This is a genomic window from Xenophilus azovorans DSM 13620 (genome assembly GCF_000745855.1).
In the GTDB taxonomy this organism is placed as follows: Bacteria; Pseudomonadota; Gammaproteobacteria; order Burkholderiales; family Burkholderiaceae_C; genus Xenophilus; species Xenophilus azovorans.
Genome location: NZ_JQKD01000025.1, coordinates 62,194 through 78,155 on the forward strand (window position 1 = coordinate 62,194; position 15,962 = coordinate 78,155).

Here is a 15,962-nt window from a genome sequence, read left to right on the forward strand (position 1 = left end):
GCTCGATGCGGGCTTTGTTCATTGGAGCGGGGCCGGCTCAATTGACCAGCACCAGCTTTCCCATCACGCCGCGCGAGCCCATGCGCGCATAGGCCGCCTTCAGTTCCGACATCGGCATGGCGCGGTCGATCACGGGCTTGATCCGGCCCTCGACATACCACTTCGCCAATTCGCCCATCATGCGGGTATTGGCCTCGGGTTCGCGGCGGGCGAAGTCGCCCCAGAATACGCCGACCAGCGATGCGCCCTTGAGCAGCGTGAGATTCAGGGGCAGCGCCGGAATCGGCCCCGACGCAAAGCCGACCACCAGATAGCGGCCGCGCCATGCAATGGAACGGAAGGCCGGCTCGGCGAAATCGCCGCCCACCGGGTCGTAGATCACGTCGGGCCCCTTGCCGCCGGTGGCCTCCTTGATGGCGTCGCGGAAGCCGCCGGGCAGCGGATGGGTGCTGTAGTTGATGGTGGCGTCGGCGCCCAGCGAGCGGCACAGGGCGCATTTCTCGTCGGTGGAGGCGGCCGCGATGACGCGGGCGCCGGCCGCCTTGGCGATCTGGATGGCCGCCGTGCCCACACCGCCGGCCGCGCCGAGCACCAGCACCGTCTCGCCGGCGCGCAGTTGGGCGCGATCCATCAGCGCATGCCAGGAGGTAGCGTAGATCATGATGAACGCCGCCGCGTCCACGTCCGTGAAGGCGTCGGGCAGCGGCATGCACAGCGCCGCCGGCGCCAGCGTGTGCGTGCCGAAGCCGCCGGTGCCGGAAAGGCACGCGACGCGCTGGCCGGGCTTCAGGTGCTTCACGCCGTCGCCCACCGCCTGCACCACGCCGGCGTATTCCGAGCCGGGCACGAAGGGCAGTTCGGGCTTCATCTGGTACTTGTTCTGCACGATCAGCAGGTCGGGGAAGTTCAGGCTGGCCGCTTTGATCTCCACCAGCACCTGGCCCGGCCCGGGTTGGGGGGTGGGCAGTTCCTTCCACGTCAGCGCATCGACGCCGACCGGGTTTTCGCAAAGCCATGCATGCATGCGATTCGTCTCCTTCGGGTAGCGGGGCATGATACGGGTCGGCTGCGGCGCGTTCTTGTCGCTGGTGCGACCGGCGCGGGCGCAGGCGGCGGCCTCCTAGAATCGCAGCCTGACGACATGAAGATCCTCATTTCCAACGACGACGGCTACCAGGCCCCCGGCATCGTCGCGCTGCACCGGGCGCTGGCCGAGGTGGCCGACGTCGAAGTCATCGCACCCGAGCACAACAACAGTGCCAAGTCCAATGCACTGACGCTGGCGGCGCCGCTGTACGTGCACGAGGCGCACAACGGCTTTCGCTACGTCACCGGCACGCCGGCCGACTGCGTGCACATCGCGCTCAAGGGCTTGCTCGACCACCGCCCCGACCTGGTCGTCTCCGGCATCAACAACGGCGCCAACATGGGCGACGACACCATCTACTCCGGCACCGTGGGCGCGGCGATGGAGGCGTACCTGTTCGGCATCCCGGCCATCGCGATCTCGCAGATCGAGAAGGGCTGGGCGCACATCGACGCGGCGGCGCAGGTCGCGCAGCGGCTGGTGCAGCGCATCGAGCGCGAACGCATGCTGGAGGGGCCGGCCTGGCTGCTGAACTTGAACGTGCCCAACCTGCCCGCCGACCAGCTCAAGCCCCTGAAGGTGTGCCGGCTGGGCCGCCGTCACGCGGCCGAGAAAGTCATCACGCAGCAGAGTCCGCGCGGCGAGACCATGTACTGGATCGCCGGCGCCGGCGCGGCCAAGGACAGCAGCGAGGGCACGGACTTCCACACCACCGCGGCCGGCCATGTCTCGCTCACCCCGCTGCAGATCGACCTGACCGACCACGCGCAGCTCGGCGACTGGCGCGATGCGGTGGGCCGGCTCGCTGCCGACTGACAGCGGATGACCCGGCCCCGGCCCACCTTTCCCGTCAGGCTGACGCCGGCGTCGCCCGCGCCGGTGCCGGCGCGGCCCGCCGCCGCGAAGCCGCCGATGCCGGCGCGGCCGGCTGTCGTCAGCGCCACGCCGGCGATGGCCTCGGAGGCGGTGCGCGCGCGCATGGTCCAGAAGCTGGCGGCCCAGGGCATCGCCGATGCGCGCGTTCTGCGGGCCATGGGGGCGGTCGAGCGCCATCGTTTCGTCGACAGCGCGCTGGTCAACCAGGCCTACGAGGACACCAGCCTGCCGATCGGGCTGGGTCAGACGATCTCCAAGCCCAACGTCGTGGCGCGCATGATCGAGCTGCTGCTCGGCGCACCCGCCCTGGCGGGCCAGCCGCAGGGCCGGCTGGGCCGGGTGATGGAGATCGGCACCGGCTGCGGCTACCAGGCCGCGGTGCTGAGCCACGTGGCCGGCGAGGTCTACAGCATCGAACGGCTGCGCGGCCTGCACGAGCGTGCGCGGGCGAATCTGCGGCCGTTCCGGCTGGCGACGGTCCACCTGCTGCTGGGCGACGGCCGGCTGGGTTATGCCAAGGGCGCGCCGTACGCCGCGATCATCGCCGCGGCCGGTGGCGAGGACGTGCCGGCCGAATGGATCGAGCAATTGGCTGTCGGTGGCCGCATCGTTGCTCCTACGGTTTCTCCAAATGGTGGCCAAGCACTTGTCATCATTGATAAAAATGTCCGCGGTATCCAAAGGAGGATGCTTGAGGCGGTGCACTTCGTCCCCCTAAAATCCGGGATTGCTTGAAGGAATGGACATGCAGGGTTTCGGTGGCCGACGCTGGCTGACGTGGTCTTCTCTCGGTGTGGTGGCGCTGGTTCTGGCCGGTTGCGGCAGCACGCCGCGCGGGCCGGCGCCCGTCGAGGATCGCGGTATGGGCGGCGCTGCGCCGTCGGTGTCCGCGGCATCCGGGCTGCCGACCACCGACGCCAACGGCAAGCCTTTGCCGGGCATCGAGAACCTGGGCAAGCCCGGCTACTACGCCGTGCGGCCCGGCGACACGATCCGCCGCATCGCGACGGAAACCGGGCAACGGTGGCAGGACCTGGCGCGCTGGAACAACCTCGACAACCCGGACCTGATCGAAGTCGGCCAGGTGCTTCGCGTGGTGCCTCCGGCCAGCGGTGCCTCCACAGCGGTCGCGGCGGCTGCGCCCTCCGCCACTTCGCCGGCTGCTCCGGCAGCACCGGCCGCTCCGGGCGTCATGCCTCCCGCATCCCCAGCGCCGACACTGCCGGCCACCACGACCACGGCCAAGCCCATCACGCCGGCCTCCGTGGCGCCTGCGGCCGCGGCAGCGGGCGACGAGGACGTGGGCTGGATCTGGCCCGCGCAGGGCCAGTTGATCGCCGGCTTCGACGAGGTGAAGAACAAGGGGCTGGACATCGGCGGCAAGGCCGGCGATGCGGTGCTGGCCGCTGCCGACGGGCGTGTGGTGTACGCAGGCGCCGGTCTGCGCGGCTACGGCAACCTGATCATCCTCAAGCACAACAACACCTACCTGACGGCTTACGCCCACAACCAGACGCTGCTGGTCAAGGAGGACCAGAACGTCCAGAAGGGCCAGAAGATCGCCGAAATGGGCAGCAGCGACGCCGACCGGGTGAAGCTGCACTTCGAGATCCGCCGGCAGGGCAAGCCGGTCGATCCCTCGCGCTACCTGCCGTCCCGGTGAGCCGGTAGCGCGGCCGGTGGCGGCCGTGCGCGCCCGGCGACAATCGCCGGATGACGGACGAGATCCAGCAGAACAACAAGGCGCCAGGCCGCCCCGATGAAGAAGCCTGGCTGACGGTCGAATCGCTCGACCTGGAAGGGCAGGGCGTGGCCCATCGGGCCGACGGCAAGGTGGTCTTCGTGGACGGCGCGTTGCCCTTCGAGGAGGTGCGCGTCCAGGTGCAGCGCCGCAAGAACAACTGGGAGCAGGGTGCGCTCATGGACCTGCGGCGCGAGTCCTCGCAGCGCGTGCGCCCGCGCTGTCCGCATTTCGGCCTGCACGCGGGCGCCTGCGGTGGCTGCAAGATGCAGCACCTGGATGCGGCCGCGCAGGTGGCCGTCAAGCAGCGCGCCCTCGAGGACGCCCTCTGGCACCTGGGCAAGGTGAAGGCGCAGACCCTGCTGCGGCCGCTGGAAGGGCCGGCCTGGCACTACCGCTACCGCGCGCGCCTGTCGGTGCGCTACGTGCAGCGCAAGGGCACCACGCTGATCGGCTTCCACGAGCGCAAGAGCCGCTATGTGGCGGACATGGGCGTGTGCCCGGTGCTGCCGTCGCCGGTCAGCGCCATGCTGCTGCCGCTGCGGCGGCTGATGGATTCGCTGGAGGCGCGCGAGAGTTGTCCGCAGATCGAACTGGCCTGCGGCGATGCGCCGGGGCAGGCGACGCTTGGTGTGATCGCGCTGGTGCTGCGGCACCTGCAGCCCCTGTCGGATGCCGACCGGCAGCGGCTGCGCGAGTTCGCCGCGGCGCACGAGGGCGTGCAGTGGTGGCTGCAGCCCAAGGGGCCGGACACCGTGCACCTGCTGGACGCCGAGTCCGGCGTGCCGCTGGGCTACGAGCTGCCCGAGTTCGGTATCCGCATGCCCTTCCGTCCCACCGACTTCACGCAGGTCAACCCGCACATCAATCGCGTGCTGGTGTCGCGCGCGCTGCGGCTGCTGGACGTGCAGCCGCACGAGCGGGTGATCGACTGGTTCTGCGGCCTGGGCAACTTCACCCTGCCGCTGGCCACGCGCGCCGCGCAGGTGCTGGGCATCGAGGGCAGCGAGGCGCTGGTCGCGCGTGCCCGCGAGAACTTCGCGCTGAACGGGCCGGCGGCGCCGGCCGGCCGGGCGCTGGCGGCCACGCGTTTCGTCGCGCGCAACCTGTTCGAGATGACGCCGGAGATGTTGGTGGCCGACGGTGCTGCAGACCGCTGGCTGGTCGATCCACCGCGCGAGGGCGCCTTTGCGCTGGCCAAGGCGCTGGCGGACCTGCACCAGCAGGGCCTGCCCGAAGGGACCGACTGGCATGCGCCTTCGCGCATCGTCTACGTGAGCTGCAACCCGGCCACCCTGGCCCGCGATGCCGGCCTGCTGGTGCACCAGGCGGGCTACCGCTGCACCCACGCCGGCGTGGTCAACATGTTCCCGCACACGGCACACGTCGAGTCCATCGCGGTGTTCGATCGCGCCGGGGATTGAAGCGATCACATGCGGCGAAGCCGCACAAAAGGACAAGGGGGCCGTCACAGGCCCCCTTGTTGTTTCCAGCGAAGCGCCGAATCAGTCTCGTTCTCCGCCGAAGATGCCCAGCAGCGCCAGCAGGCTCTGGAACACGTTGAACAGGTCCAGGTAGAGCGCCAGCGTGGCCGAGATGTAGTTGGTCTCGCCGCCGTCGATGATCTGCTTCAGGTCGTACAGCATGTAGGCCGAGAAGATGCCGATGGCCGCCACCGAGATGGCCATCATGCCGGCCGTCGAGCCCACGAAGACGTTGATGATGGCGCCGACGAACAGCACCAGCACGCCGACGAACAGGAACTTGCCCATGCCCGACAGGTCGCGCTTGATCACCGTGGCCAGCGAGGCCATGACGAAGAACACGCCGGCGGTGCCGCCGAAGGCCGTCATCACCAGTTCGGAGCCGTTCTTGAAGCCCAGCACCATGGCGATGAGGCGCGACAGCATCAGCCCCATGAAGAAGGTGAAGGCCAGCAGCACCGGCACGCCGGCGGCGGAGTTGCGGGTCTTCTGGATGGCGAACATGAAGCCGAAGGCGCCGCCCAGGAAGACGACGAGGCCCAGCCCGCCGGTCAGCGAGCGGGTGATGCCGGTGGCCACGCCCAGCCAGGCGCCCAGCACGGTGGGGATCAGGCTCAGCGCGAGCAGCCAGTAGGTGTTGCGCAGGACGCGCTGGCGTTCGGCCTGGGGCAGCGTCTGGCCGTACGCGACAGGGGTGTCGAAGGTGGTGACGCGGTCGTTCATGTCGAGGGCTCCTGGAGGTGGATGGGTCGCCGCAAGGCAGTTGGGGGCGATTCTAGGTTTGCGAGAGGGCTGGGCCCCGAAAACCGCAGGCGGAGCAGCCTTACTCGCCGGAAGGAATTGGGCGCTATCCTCGCTCCTTTTGCCGACGGAAAAGCACATGAAGACCAAGCACTACCTCGAACTCGACGACGTCAAGCGCATCGCCGCAGCGGCCGAGGCCGAGGCGCTCAAGAACAACTGGGCGGTGACCATCGCCATCGCCGACGACGCCGGCCACCTGCTGTGGCTGCAGCGCCTGGACGGCGCCGCGGCCCTGTCCGCGCACATCGCACCGGCCAAGGCGCGCGTCGCCGCGCTGGGGCGCCGCGAGAGCAAGGGCTACGAGGACATCATCAACGGCGGCCGCACTGCCTTCCTGACGGCGCCGCTGGCCGAAGGCATGCTCGAAGGTGGGGTGCCGGTCGTCAAGGACGGGCAGGTCATCGGAGCCGTCGGCGTGAGCGGCGTCAAATCGAACGAGGACGCCCAGGTGGCCAAGGCCGGCATCGCCGCGCTGGGCCTCTGAGCCGCCACCGCCCCCAAAGAAAAAGCCGGCCCTGGGGGCCGGCTTTTTTGTGAGTGTTTCGCGTGGAAAAAAAGGGCTTGGCTGGGGAAAACCGTGGCTAGCCAAAAACGACCCTTGGAGATGGTCTCCTTGAGTCGCCCCACGATGAAACTTGCACGGGGCGCTGCAGGCGCGTTGTCTATTTGGTCAGGATCAGTTTGCCGAGCTTGGTGGCCTGCAGGCGGTAGAGCGAACCGTTGTGCATGATGCCGACGATCTTCTGGCCCTTGAGCAGTTCGGTGCTCTCCAGCAGGTGCGAAGGCCGGGCCACCGGCGCCGCCTGACCGCTGCTGCCGGCATGGTCGAGGGAAGGGTGGCTCAGGACGTTGAAGGCGGTCGGAGTGGCTTGCATGGCGCGATCCAGTGGTTCAATCAGATTGCGATGAAGTAATGATAATGATTCGCAATAAGAAGTCAATCGTCGGGATCAACTTTTTTTGAGGTGCCTGCGGATGTTGCAGGCACGCCCGCTGGCTACTCGGTCTTGGGTTCGGTGATGAAGCCGATCTTGCGCACGCCGGCGCGCTGGGCGGCGGCCATCGCGGTGGCCACGCGTTCGTAGCGCACTTCCTTGTCGCCGCGGATGTGCAGTTCTGGCTGCGGATCCTTGGTCGCTTCGGCGGCCAGCCGGCTCTCCAGCGTGACGTCGTCGATCTTTTCCTGGTTCCACCAGTAGGCGCCGTCGGCGGCCACGCTCAGCGAGATGGTCTCGGGCTTGGTCTCCTCGCGCTCGTTGGTGGCGCGGGGCAGGTCGATGTTGACCGCATGCTTCATCACCGGCACGGTGATGATGAAGATGATGAGCAGCACCAGCATGACGTCGACCAGCGGCGTCATGTTGATCTCGTTCATCACGTCATCGGGTTCGTCTTGCGTTCCGAAGGCCATTCATGCCTCCCGACGAGCCGCCTCTAGGGAGGCATGCGCCCCCTCGGGGGGCAGCGAACGAATGTGAGCTTGGGGGTGCATGGACGATCAACCCTTCTTGAGCGCCACCACGGTGGATTCGCTGCCGGTGGCGACGCGCGCGCCGGTGACGAAGTAGGCGTGCAGGTCGTGCGCGAAGCTGTTCATCTTGGTCAGCACGAACTTGTTGCCGCGCACCAGCGCGTTGTAGCCGAGCACGGCGGGGATGGCGACGGCCAGGCCCAGCGCCGTCATGATCAGCGCCTCGCCGATCGGGCCGGCCACCTTGTCGATGGTGGCCTGGCCGGCGGAGCCGATGCTCATCAGCGCGTGATAGATGCCCCAGACGGTGCCGAACAGGCCGATGAAGGGTGCCGTGGAGCCCACCGACGCCAGGATCGCCAGGCCGGTCTGCAGCCGCGCCGTGAATTCGTCGATGGCGTTGCGCAGGGCGCGGGTGATCCAGTCGCTCACGTCCAGGGCGTCGTGCAGGTGCGCCTTGGTGTTGCGATGATGGGCCGCGGCCTCACGGCCTTCGAGCGCCAGCACGCGGAAGGGGTTGGTGTCGTTCTTGCCCAGCTTGTTCAGGGCGGTGGCGAAGTCCTCGCTGTGCCAGAAGTCGCCCGAGCGGCGCGCCATGCGCTTGTAGCGCACGATGTCCAGCGCCTTGACGAGGATGACGATCCAGGAGGCGAGCGACATGCCGACCAGCAGCACGGCGGTTGCCTTGGTGACGAGATCGCCCTGCGACCACACGTGCATCAAGCCGAATTGGGAATCCATCGAAATACTCCAGCGAAAAGGGGGAAGAAATCAGTTCAGGACGAAGGCCAGCGGCGCGTTGAACGCGTATTCCTTGGCGCGTGCGGCGCCCGCGGGCAGGTTGATCGAGATGCGCGAGCGCAGGGCGGCCTCGCGTCCCGCGGCGTCGATGCGCTCGTAGCCGCTGGACTTCACCACCGTGGCGCGCTTCGCGACGCCTTCCGAGTCGAAGATGATCCGCACGACCACGGTGCCGGACTCGCCCATGCGCCGGCTCATGGCAGGAAAGACCAGCGGCGGCTTGACCTGCCACTGCGCCTGCGTGCCGGTGAGCTCGACCTGCGCGGGCGGCGCCGGCGGTGCAGGGGGCGGGGGCGCCGGCGGTGCGGGCGGCGGCGGCTCCGGTGCGGGCGGCGGCGGATCCACCACGCCGACGGGCGCGTTGGGCGGCGGCGGCATGGGCTTGGGCTCGCGCACGGCCACCGGCCGCGGCGGCGGCTTCTTCACGACCTCCTTCTTGGGCGGAGGCGGTGGCGGCGGGGGAGGTGGCGGCGGTGCCGGACGGGGCGGCTCGACGATCTGGGCCAGGATCTCCACCGGGATCACCACTTCCGCGGCCTTGCGCAGCAGGCCGCTTTGCAGCGCCCACAGCGCGGCGGCGTGGAAGAGGATGACGCCGCCAGCGATGGCGGCGGTGCGGGAGATCCCCAGCGGCGAGGTGGGGGGCGAGGAGAAGCGGCTAGACACGTTCCACAGCAGTTCGGCCGGCAGCGCATGGTGCGCCCGGCGCAGACCGCAAGACAAGAGATCTATTTACGAAAAATCCACCAGACTGAGCCTGCCACGAAGATCAGGCTGCCGGCGAGAGCCGCGACGAGTTCCATGTGCTGCTTTGCGTGAGGGGGCTGGCAAGCTGGACCGCGCGGGGCTCGAAGTCGCAGCTCACGGCGGCGACAGGGTGCGAGGCGCTGCATTGCGCCACCACGTCGCGGGCGCAGCTTTCGCAGCGGCCGCACTGGGTGGCGACGCCGAGTTCGAACTGAACCTCGTCGAAAGTCATGCCCGCACGCGCATGCCGTGCGATCTCTCGGTCGGATACTCGGCGGCAGACGCAGACGATCATGGCGGGCAGCACAGGCTGGCTGGTTGGAATGCGACGATTATAAATAAGAATCCGTCGCATTTGCAATGTCTATCGCACGGCCGGATGCATTTGGCCGCCCCTCAGGCCTTTTCAGGCCGCCTCAGACCTCGGCCCACATGCGCAGGAGGTTGTGGTAGCTGGCCGTCAGGGCCAGCGTCTCCTCCGTCTCGCCGACGCGGGCGCGCAGCTTCTGCAGGGCCTGGTCCATCTCGAACAGCAGGCCGCGGCGGGTGTCGTCGCGCACCATGCTCTGCACCCAGAAGAAGGAGCACACGCGCGCGCCCTGCGTGACGGGGTGGACGCGATGCAGGCTGCTGGATGGATAGAGGATGAGGTCGCCGGCCGGCAGCTTGACTTCATGCGCGCCGTAAGTGTCGACCACCTCCAGCTCGCCGCCCTCGTAGTCCTCCGGTTCGCAGAGGAACAGGGTGCAGGACAGATCGGTGCGCAACTGGAAGCGGGTGCCCGGCACGTTGCGCACCGAGCCGTCCACGTGCAGGCCGTAGGTCTCGCCGCCCTCGTAGCGGTTGAACAGCGGCGGCACGAAGCGGAACGGCAGGGCGGCGGAGAAGAACAGGGGGTTGTTCAGCAGCGCTTGCACGATCGCCTCGCCGAACTGGCGGCCCAGCGGCGACATCTCGTCGAGCTGGCGGTTGCGCTTGACTTGCGCACCCTGCGGGCCGACGGTGGCGCGGCCGTCGACCCACTCGGCCGCATCGATCGCCGCGCGCATCTCGCGCACCTGCTCGGGCGTGAGCACCTGGGGGACGTGCAGCATCATTGGCGGATCACCTCGTCGTCGAAGAAAAAAAGCCCCGCCGGGGCGGGCGGGGCTGCAGTGTCGCACCGCGCTGTGCGGTGCAGCTTGCGCGAGATCAGAACCGGAAGTTGGCGCTGAGCATGGCCGAGCGCGGCGTGCCCATCGAGTAGCGGTTGCCGGCGTTGTTCAGGCGTGCGATGTAGAACTTGTCGGCCAGGTTGTACAGGTTCAACTGGATCGACACGTTCTTGTTCACTTCGTAGCCGATCATGGCGTCCCACACCGTGTAGCTCGGCACCGCGGGGAAGAAGGTGGTCGGGGTGATGGCGGCGTTCGAGGTGGAGCGCGGCTGCGTCGAGACGTAGCGTGCCCCGCCGCCGATGGTCAGGCCGAACGGGAAGCGGTAGCTGGTCCACAGCGAGGCACTGTTCTCCGGCGTCCAGCGGAAGGAGGCGCCGGTGTTGGAGGTCGTCCCTTCGAGGATCTTCGTGTTCAGGTGGGTGAAGCTGGCGATGACCTGCCAGGCCGGGGTGATCTGGCCCACCGCGCTCAGCTCGAAGCCCTGCACGCGCGACTTGCCGTACACCTCCATCTCGCCGGTCAGCTCGTCCAGGCGGGCCAGCTCGTTCTTGTTGGTGGTGCGGAAGATCGCGCCGGCCAGGCTCAGGCGCCGGTCCAGCACGTCCCACTTGGTGCCGACCTCGATGGTCTTGGCCTTCTGCGGATCCATGCTGAGGTTGTTCACGTTGGCCGCGGTGGTCGACGACGGGAACGAGAAGTTGCTCCCCGGCGGCGTCGCGCTGGTGGAGTAGGCGGCATAGATGCTGCCGTTGGGCGCGGGCTTGTAGACCAGGCCGATCTTGCCGGTCAGCAGGTTGTCGGAGGCCGACTGCGCCGCGTTGACGGTGCGCAGGCCGTTGGCCGCCGGGGCTGCCAGGTTGTGATAGCTGGTACGGTAGTGCTCGTAGCGCAGGCCGCCGGTCAGCTGCCACTGCTCGTTGAACTTGATGGTGTCGAACAGGTAGGCGGCGACCGTGGTGACCTGGCCGTCGCTGGTGGCGCCGGTGGGCAGCACCGGCACGAAGGCGCGGTGCACGTTGGGCAGGTACAGGCTGTTGTAGGCCAGGTACGAGCTGCCCGAGCGCACGCCGTTGGAGGCGTTGAGCACTGCCGCCATGGTGGTGTTGTCCTGCTGCTCGCGCACCACTTCGACACCGCCGCTGAGCGTGTGCTTCACGCTGCCCGTCATCAGCTCGGCCGTGACGTTGGTCTGGTTGGTCAGGATCTCGTTGCGCTGGCCCTTGCCCTGCGGCAGCACGCGCGTCTGCCAGCCGATCGGGTTCCAGATGTCGGGCGTGAGCAGGCCGCTGCTGAACACGCCGGTGAGCACCAGGTCCTGCTTGGCGCGGCCCCAGCGGGTGATGTTGGTCAGCTTGACCGTGGGCGAGAAGTCGTGCTCGATGCGCGCCGTGAGCATGTCGGCGTCGACGTTGTCGTGGTCCGACAGGTAGCCGTAGTAGTTGCTGGTGTCGGGCTGCGGCCCGGTGCCGCCGCGCGCCGCCAGCTGCGCCAGGTAGTAGCCGGGCAGGCCGGTGGTGGGCAGGCCGCCGTCCGGGCGGTTGCGCTGGTTCATGTGCTGGTACTGCACGTACACGCGGGTTGGCGTGTTCAGGCCGAAGGCGATGGACGGCGCGATGCCCCAGCCCTTGTTCTTCACGTCGTCGCGGCCGGGAACGCCGCTGTCCTGGATCATGGCGTTCAGGCGGAAGGCCATGCTGCCCGATTCGTTGAGCACGCGGTTGAAGTCCACCGTGGCGCGCTTCTGGCTGTCGGTGCCGAAGCCCACGCTGCCGGCGATGAAGTTGGATGCCTGGGGCACCTTGCTCACCAGGTTGATGTAGCCAGTGGGCGCGGAGCGCCCGATGTCGGCGCCCGACGGGCCCTTGATCACTTCCACCGCCTCGGTGTTGAACATGTCGCGGGTGATCGAGCCGACGTCGCGCACGCCGTCCACGAAGATGCTGCCGGCGGCGTCATAGCCGCGCATGGTCACGGCGTCGCCGGTGGCGGTGTTGCCGTTCTCGCCCATCTGGAAGGTGATGCCGGAGGTGTTGCGCAGCGCCTCGGTCAGCGTGGTGGCGCCCTGTTCCTGGAGCACTTCCTTCTTGATCACGGTGATCGTCTGGGGCGTGTCCACCAGCGGCTGCGTGAACTTGGGGCTGGACACCGCCTCGGCCTTGAAGCTCTCCGCCGAATCCTGCACCTGCACCGGCGGGAGGGTGGCGGGGTCGGCCGTCTGCGCCATGCCGGGCAGCGACAGCGCCATCAGCGTGGCGGCGGCGGTCAAAGGGGGAACGGCGCGCGCGACGGCGTGCTTGCGACTCTTGATGTAAGCCATGAAGGCCCTCCTCCGGTAAAGGTGGTATTCGAGGACTCGACGTGGCTTGCGCGGCGCCCTCGCGTGAAGGAGGGGGGCTGGCTGGTCGGGGGGTGGTCAGGGAAAAGTTCGCGGCGAACCGCGAGCCGTGCGAATGATAATGACTTGCAACAGCTTCTACCTCATTTATGTGAACTGCATCACATTTCGTTGCTGCGTCGCAACACGGAGGCAGGCGAAAAGGGAGCTCAGTACACGTCGCGCCGGTAGCGGCCGGTGCGCTGCAACTCGAGCATCGTGGCTTCGCCGGCGATCTGGCGCAGCGCCGCATCCACGCCCGCCGCCATGCCCTGCAGGCTGCCGCAGACGTAGATCGCGGCATCGCGGTGCAGCCAGGCCTGGAGTTCGTCCGCGGCCCGAAGCAGCTGATGCTGCACGTAGCGTCGCTCCGGCTGGTCGCGGGAGAAGACCATGTCCAGCCGCGCCAGCACGCCGCTGGCGTGCCAGGCGCTCAGTTCGTCGCGGCAGAGGAAGTCGTGCGCTGCCTGGCGCTCGCCGAAGACCAGCCAGTTGGAGCTGATCCCGGTGGCGGCGCGCTCGCGCAGGTGGGCGCGCAGCCCGGCCACGCCGGTGCCGTTGCCGATGAGGATCAGCGGCCGGTGCGCGTTGTCTTCCAGCCGGAAGCTGCGGTGCCGGCGCAGACGCAGCGCCACGGTGTCGCCGAGGGTGAGCGTGGCGGTGAGCAGGCCCGAGGCGGCGCCGAGCCGCCCGTCGGGGTGGCGCTCCTGCCGGACGATCAACTGCAGTTCGCCGTCGCGCACGGTGGAGGCAATGGAATAGTCGCGCGGCCGCGTCGGATCGCTGTCCAGCCGGATCTGCGCCAGGTCGCCCGGTTCCCAGTGCGGATCGGGGCCACGCGGCGGCATGAAGCCGAGTTCGAACACCGGCCCGCCCTGGCTGCCCGGATTGAGCAGGGTGCGCGAGACCAGGCGCCACGGCGCGAAGTCGGCCGGCGTGTCGTCGTCGCCGGCTTGTGCGTCGCCGGCCTCGGGCCGCAGGCGGCGGCGCCAGTCGGCCAGCGCCGCCGGTGCGAGGTTGTCGGCCTCGATGCGCTCGAACAGCGGCTGGGCGCCCGAGCCCTGCAGCCAGGCGTCGAGGCGGCGGCCGAAGCCGCAGAACTGCTCGTACTGCCGGTCGCCCAGGGCCAGCAGCGCATAGCGCAGCGCCGCCAGCGACCGGGGCGCTGCCGCCATCACCTGGTCGACGAAGACGCTGGCGCCGTCGGGCGCGTCGCCTTCGCCGTAGGTGCTGGCGATGAAGAAGGCCTGTGGCGCGGCGGCCAGTGTGGCGGCGTCCAGCGCGTTCAGGGCCAGCACGCGCACCGGCTGGCCGCCGGCGTGCAGCCAGCGGGCGGTCTGCCAGGCGAGTTCCTCGGCCTGGCCCGTCTGGCTGGCGTGCAGCACCAAGGTGGGCGCGGCCGCCGCGGCGACCGGCCCCGCCAGCGATGCCGCATCGGCCGCCGCGGCGGCGGCGCGGCGGCGCTCGCGCCACCAGATGCCGGCGCACAGCCCGGCATAGGCGGCCACGGCGGCGGCGGCGCCCAGCCAGCGAAGCAGGTCGGGGGAGTTCAAGTGGGGTTCGCCTGCGCTGCCGTCCAGGCCGCGCTTTCGCGCAGCCGCAGCGGGCCGTCCGCATCGCGTTCGGCGAAGAGCGCGGCGACGTCGTGGCGGTCGGCGAAGGCCAGGCCCTTGCCGGGCCCCAGCACGGTCAGCACGGTGGCCAGCGCGTCGGCATCCATGCAGGTGCCGTGCAGCACGGTGACGGCGGCCAGCGCGTGCGCGACCGGTTCGCCGGTGCGCGGGTCCAGCGTGTGTGACCAGCGCCGGCCGGCGTGTTCGCGCACGTGCCACCGGTCGCCGGAGGTGGCGACCGCGCGGTCCGAGAGCGCGATGCGCTGCGATGCGCCATTGCCCGGATCGACCGCCACCTGCCAGGGCAGCCCGCCGGGGCGTCGCCCGGTGCCGCTCAGTTCGCCGCCCACCTCGAACAGCAGATCGTGCAAGTCCAGCGCGCGCAGCGCCTCGATGCCGGCGTCCACGGCGAAGCCTTTGGCGATGCCGGAGAAATCGAGCGAGAGCCCGCCGGGCTGGATGAGCCGGCCGTCGGCGTCGAAGCGCAGACGGCGCCAGCCGCTGCGTGCGCGCACTGCGGCGAGGGCCTCGGCAGGCGGCGGCGCCGTCGTGTCCGCAGCCTCCGGGCCGAAGCCCCACAGCCCCACCAGCGCACCCACGCTCGGGTCCAGCGCGCCGTTGCTTTCGGCGGCCCAGTGCAGCGCGCGCCGCAGCACCCGGGCGAAGGCATCCGGCATCGCATGGGCCGTATCGGCCGGTGCGCGGTTGAAGCGGCTGATGAAGGAGCCGGGCTCCCAGTGGCTCATCTGCGCGACCACCTCGTCCAGCGCACCCTGCACGGCGGACTCGATCGTCGCCAGCGGCAGCATGTGCGGGTTGGCCACCCGCAGCGACCAAGTCGTGCCCATGGTGGCGCCCGCCAGCCGCTGCAGGTGCGGCGGATCGGCCGCGCGCGGCAGCGCAGGCGCGGCGTAGCCCGGCAGGCGGGCGCTGAAGTCCGGGCGGGCGGACAAGATCGGGCGGTGGCGGGCGGCGCCGCTTACGGTGCCACCTCGAGCGTCGCGGCGTAGCTCACGCGACGCTCCTTGGCCTGCGGCACGGTGGTCTTGTCGTCGCGCACGCTGGCGTCCAGCCAGTACATGCCGGCGCTCGGCCAGGTCACGCTGAACTGGCCGTTGGCATCGGTCTTGACCTTCAGTTCGTCCAGCTTGTCGCGATAGACGGTGTTGCCGGCGGTGACAGTCACCTCCACGTCCTTGGCGGGCTGGCCGTCCAGCAGCAGGGTGAAGGTGGACTTCTCGCCCTTGACGTTGTCGGTCGGGCTGGCCGTCGAGATCATCTCCAGGCCCTGGCCGACCGGCTTGACGGGCGAGGGCTTGCCCACCGTCACGAAGGTCTCGACGCGGCCGGCGGACTGGCTCACGCGCAGCTCCTGCGCATCGGCCGGAATCTCCTTGGCGATCGTTTCCGGCGTGCCGCGGGCGCGCTTGTTCTGGCCGGTGGCCTTGTCCTTCCAGCTGGCGAACACGCCGCTGTTGACCAGCGCGATGCGGTAGGTGCCGGGCTGGGTCAGGTTCACGTCGAACACGCTGCGGTGCTTGAGCCTGGCCTGGTTCTCGGCCTTGACGGCCACGCCCTCGGGGCCGGTGACCTGCAGGTTGTCCAGGTTGGCCGGGAAGTGGTTGGCGACGAACAGGTCGTTGGAGACGGCGCCGTCCACCGTCACCCAGTCGGGCTTGGACAGCACGGTGGTCGAGGGCAGCAGCCACTGGTTGTGGGCCTGGGCGGCGAGGGCGGCGGTCAGGGTCAGCGCGGCGGCGGCGGTGCGCAGGATGGTCTTGTGCATGATGGGACTCCTCGTCGGGTG

General features: G+C 69.3%; 17 protein-coding genes. 5 read left to right on the forward strand and 12 right to left on the reverse strand.

The genetic code is table 11. The features are described 5' to 3' along the window. Window positions 1-37 precede the first annotated feature (37 nt). The gene (locus Q392_RS15295) at window positions 38-1,024 is read right to left on the reverse strand and encodes an NADPH:quinone oxidoreductase family protein (RefSeq protein WP_038209410.1); all 987 of its coding nucleotides are present in this window, start codon (window positions 1,022-1,024) and stop codon (window positions 38-40) included. Window positions 1,025-1,141: 117 nt separating this feature from the next. Between Q392_RS15295 and surE the strand changes: the two genes are divergently transcribed. Genes surE through rlmD form a run of 4 tightly spaced genes read left to right on the forward strand, consistent with a single transcriptional unit; the run spans window position 1,142 to window position 5,128 of the window. Then, window positions 1,142-1,903, forward strand: a complete 762-nt coding sequence (gene surE / locus Q392_RS15300; RefSeq protein WP_038209411.1) for a 5'/3'-nucleotidase SurE — start codon at window positions 1,142-1,144, stop codon at window positions 1,901-1,903. A 6-nt stretch (window positions 1,904-1,909) separates the two neighbouring features. Beyond that, window positions 1,910-2,698: a protein-L-isoaspartate(D-aspartate) O-methyltransferase gene (locus Q392_RS15305; protein WP_038209412.1), complete on the forward strand. Its 789-nt coding sequence runs from the start codon at window positions 1,910-1,912 to the stop codon at window positions 2,696-2,698. Between the two features lie 10 nt (window positions 2,699-2,708). After that, the gene (locus tag Q392_RS15310; protein ID WP_038209415.1) at window positions 2,709-3,626 is read left to right on the forward strand and encodes a peptidoglycan DD-metalloendopeptidase family protein; all 918 of its coding nucleotides are present in this window, start codon (window positions 2,709-2,711) and stop codon (window positions 3,624-3,626) included. 50 nt (window positions 3,627-3,676) lie between these two features. Then, window positions 3,677-5,128, forward strand: a complete 1,452-nt coding sequence (gene rlmD / locus Q392_RS15315) for a 23S rRNA (uracil(1939)-C(5))-methyltransferase RlmD (protein WP_038209418.1) — start codon at window positions 3,677-3,679, stop codon at window positions 5,126-5,128. Between the two features lie 81 nt (window positions 5,129-5,209). Here rlmD and Q392_RS15320 read toward each other — a convergent pair whose 3' ends face one another. Further along, the gene (locus Q392_RS15320; protein WP_038209420.1) at window positions 5,210-5,911 is read right to left on the reverse strand and encodes a Bax inhibitor-1/YccA family protein; all 702 of its coding nucleotides are present in this window, start codon (window positions 5,909-5,911) and stop codon (window positions 5,210-5,212) included. A gap of 157 nt (window positions 5,912-6,068) precedes the next feature. On the opposite strand from Q392_RS15320, the gene Q392_RS15325 reads away from it, so the two are divergent. Further along, complete coding sequence (locus tag Q392_RS15325; RefSeq protein WP_038209423.1) at window positions 6,069-6,476, forward strand: heme-binding protein; 408 nt, start codon at window positions 6,069-6,071, stop codon at window positions 6,474-6,476. A gap of 178 nt (window positions 6,477-6,654) precedes the next feature. Here the strand turns inward: Q392_RS15325 and hemP are convergent, their stop codons facing one another. The 10 genes from hemP to Q392_RS15375 form a co-directional block, all read right to left on the reverse strand. Next, a complete protein-coding gene (gene hemP, locus Q392_RS15330; RefSeq protein WP_038209426.1) occupies window positions 6,655-6,867 on the reverse strand; it encodes a hemin uptake protein HemP in 213 nt (70 codons plus the stop codon). 122 nt (window positions 6,868-6,989) lie between these two features. Continuing rightward, entirely contained in the window at window positions 6,990-7,403 is a 414-nt protein-coding gene (locus Q392_RS15335) for an ExbD/TolR family protein (RefSeq protein WP_038209428.1), read from the reverse strand. A gap of 87 nt (window positions 7,404-7,490) precedes the next feature. Then, window positions 7,491-8,204 (reverse strand): MotA/TolQ/ExbB proton channel family protein, encoded by a 714-nt coding sequence (locus tag Q392_RS15340; RefSeq protein WP_038209431.1) that lies wholly within the window; start codon window positions 8,202-8,204, stop codon window positions 7,491-7,493. Window positions 8,205-8,234: 30 nt separating this feature from the next. Then, window positions 8,235-8,987 carry an energy transducer TonB gene (locus Q392_RS15345; RefSeq protein ID WP_245610725.1) on the reverse strand — a complete coding sequence of 251 codons (753 nt, stop codon included), beginning with the start codon at window positions 8,985-8,987 and terminating at the stop codon, window positions 8,235-8,237. 46 nt (window positions 8,988-9,033) lie between these two features. Then, on the reverse strand, window positions 9,034-9,306 hold the full coding sequence (locus tag Q392_RS15350; protein WP_038209515.1) for a (2Fe-2S)-binding protein: 273 nt from the start codon (window positions 9,304-9,306) through the stop codon (window positions 9,034-9,036). 121 nt (window positions 9,307-9,427) lie between these two features. After that, a complete protein-coding gene (locus Q392_RS15355) occupies window positions 9,428-10,108 on the reverse strand; it encodes a Fe2+-dependent dioxygenase (RefSeq protein WP_038209434.1) in 681 nt (226 codons plus the stop codon). A gap of 94 nt (window positions 10,109-10,202) precedes the next feature. Next, window positions 10,203-12,485 carry a catecholate siderophore receptor Fiu gene (locus Q392_RS15360; protein ID WP_038209441.1) on the reverse strand — a complete coding sequence of 761 codons (2,283 nt, stop codon included), beginning with the start codon at window positions 12,483-12,485 and terminating at the stop codon, window positions 10,203-10,205. Between the two features lie 227 nt (window positions 12,486-12,712). After that, window positions 12,713-14,095 carry a sulfite reductase subunit alpha gene (locus Q392_RS15365; RefSeq protein ID WP_038209446.1) on the reverse strand — a complete coding sequence of 461 codons (1,383 nt, stop codon included), beginning with the start codon at window positions 14,093-14,095 and terminating at the stop codon, window positions 12,713-12,715. Beyond that, window positions 14,092-15,108 (reverse strand): FAD:protein FMN transferase, encoded by a 1,017-nt coding sequence (locus tag Q392_RS15370; RefSeq protein ID WP_245610726.1) that lies wholly within the window; start codon window positions 15,106-15,108, stop codon window positions 14,092-14,094. The genes Q392_RS15365 and Q392_RS15370 overlap by 4 nt, the downstream gene beginning before the upstream one ends. Before the next feature lie 26 nt (window positions 15,109-15,134). Continuing rightward, the gene (locus tag Q392_RS15375) at window positions 15,135-15,941 is read right to left on the reverse strand and encodes a DUF4198 domain-containing protein (RefSeq protein ID WP_038209449.1); all 807 of its coding nucleotides are present in this window, start codon (window positions 15,939-15,941) and stop codon (window positions 15,135-15,137) included. Window positions 15,942-15,962: the final 21 nt, after the last annotated feature.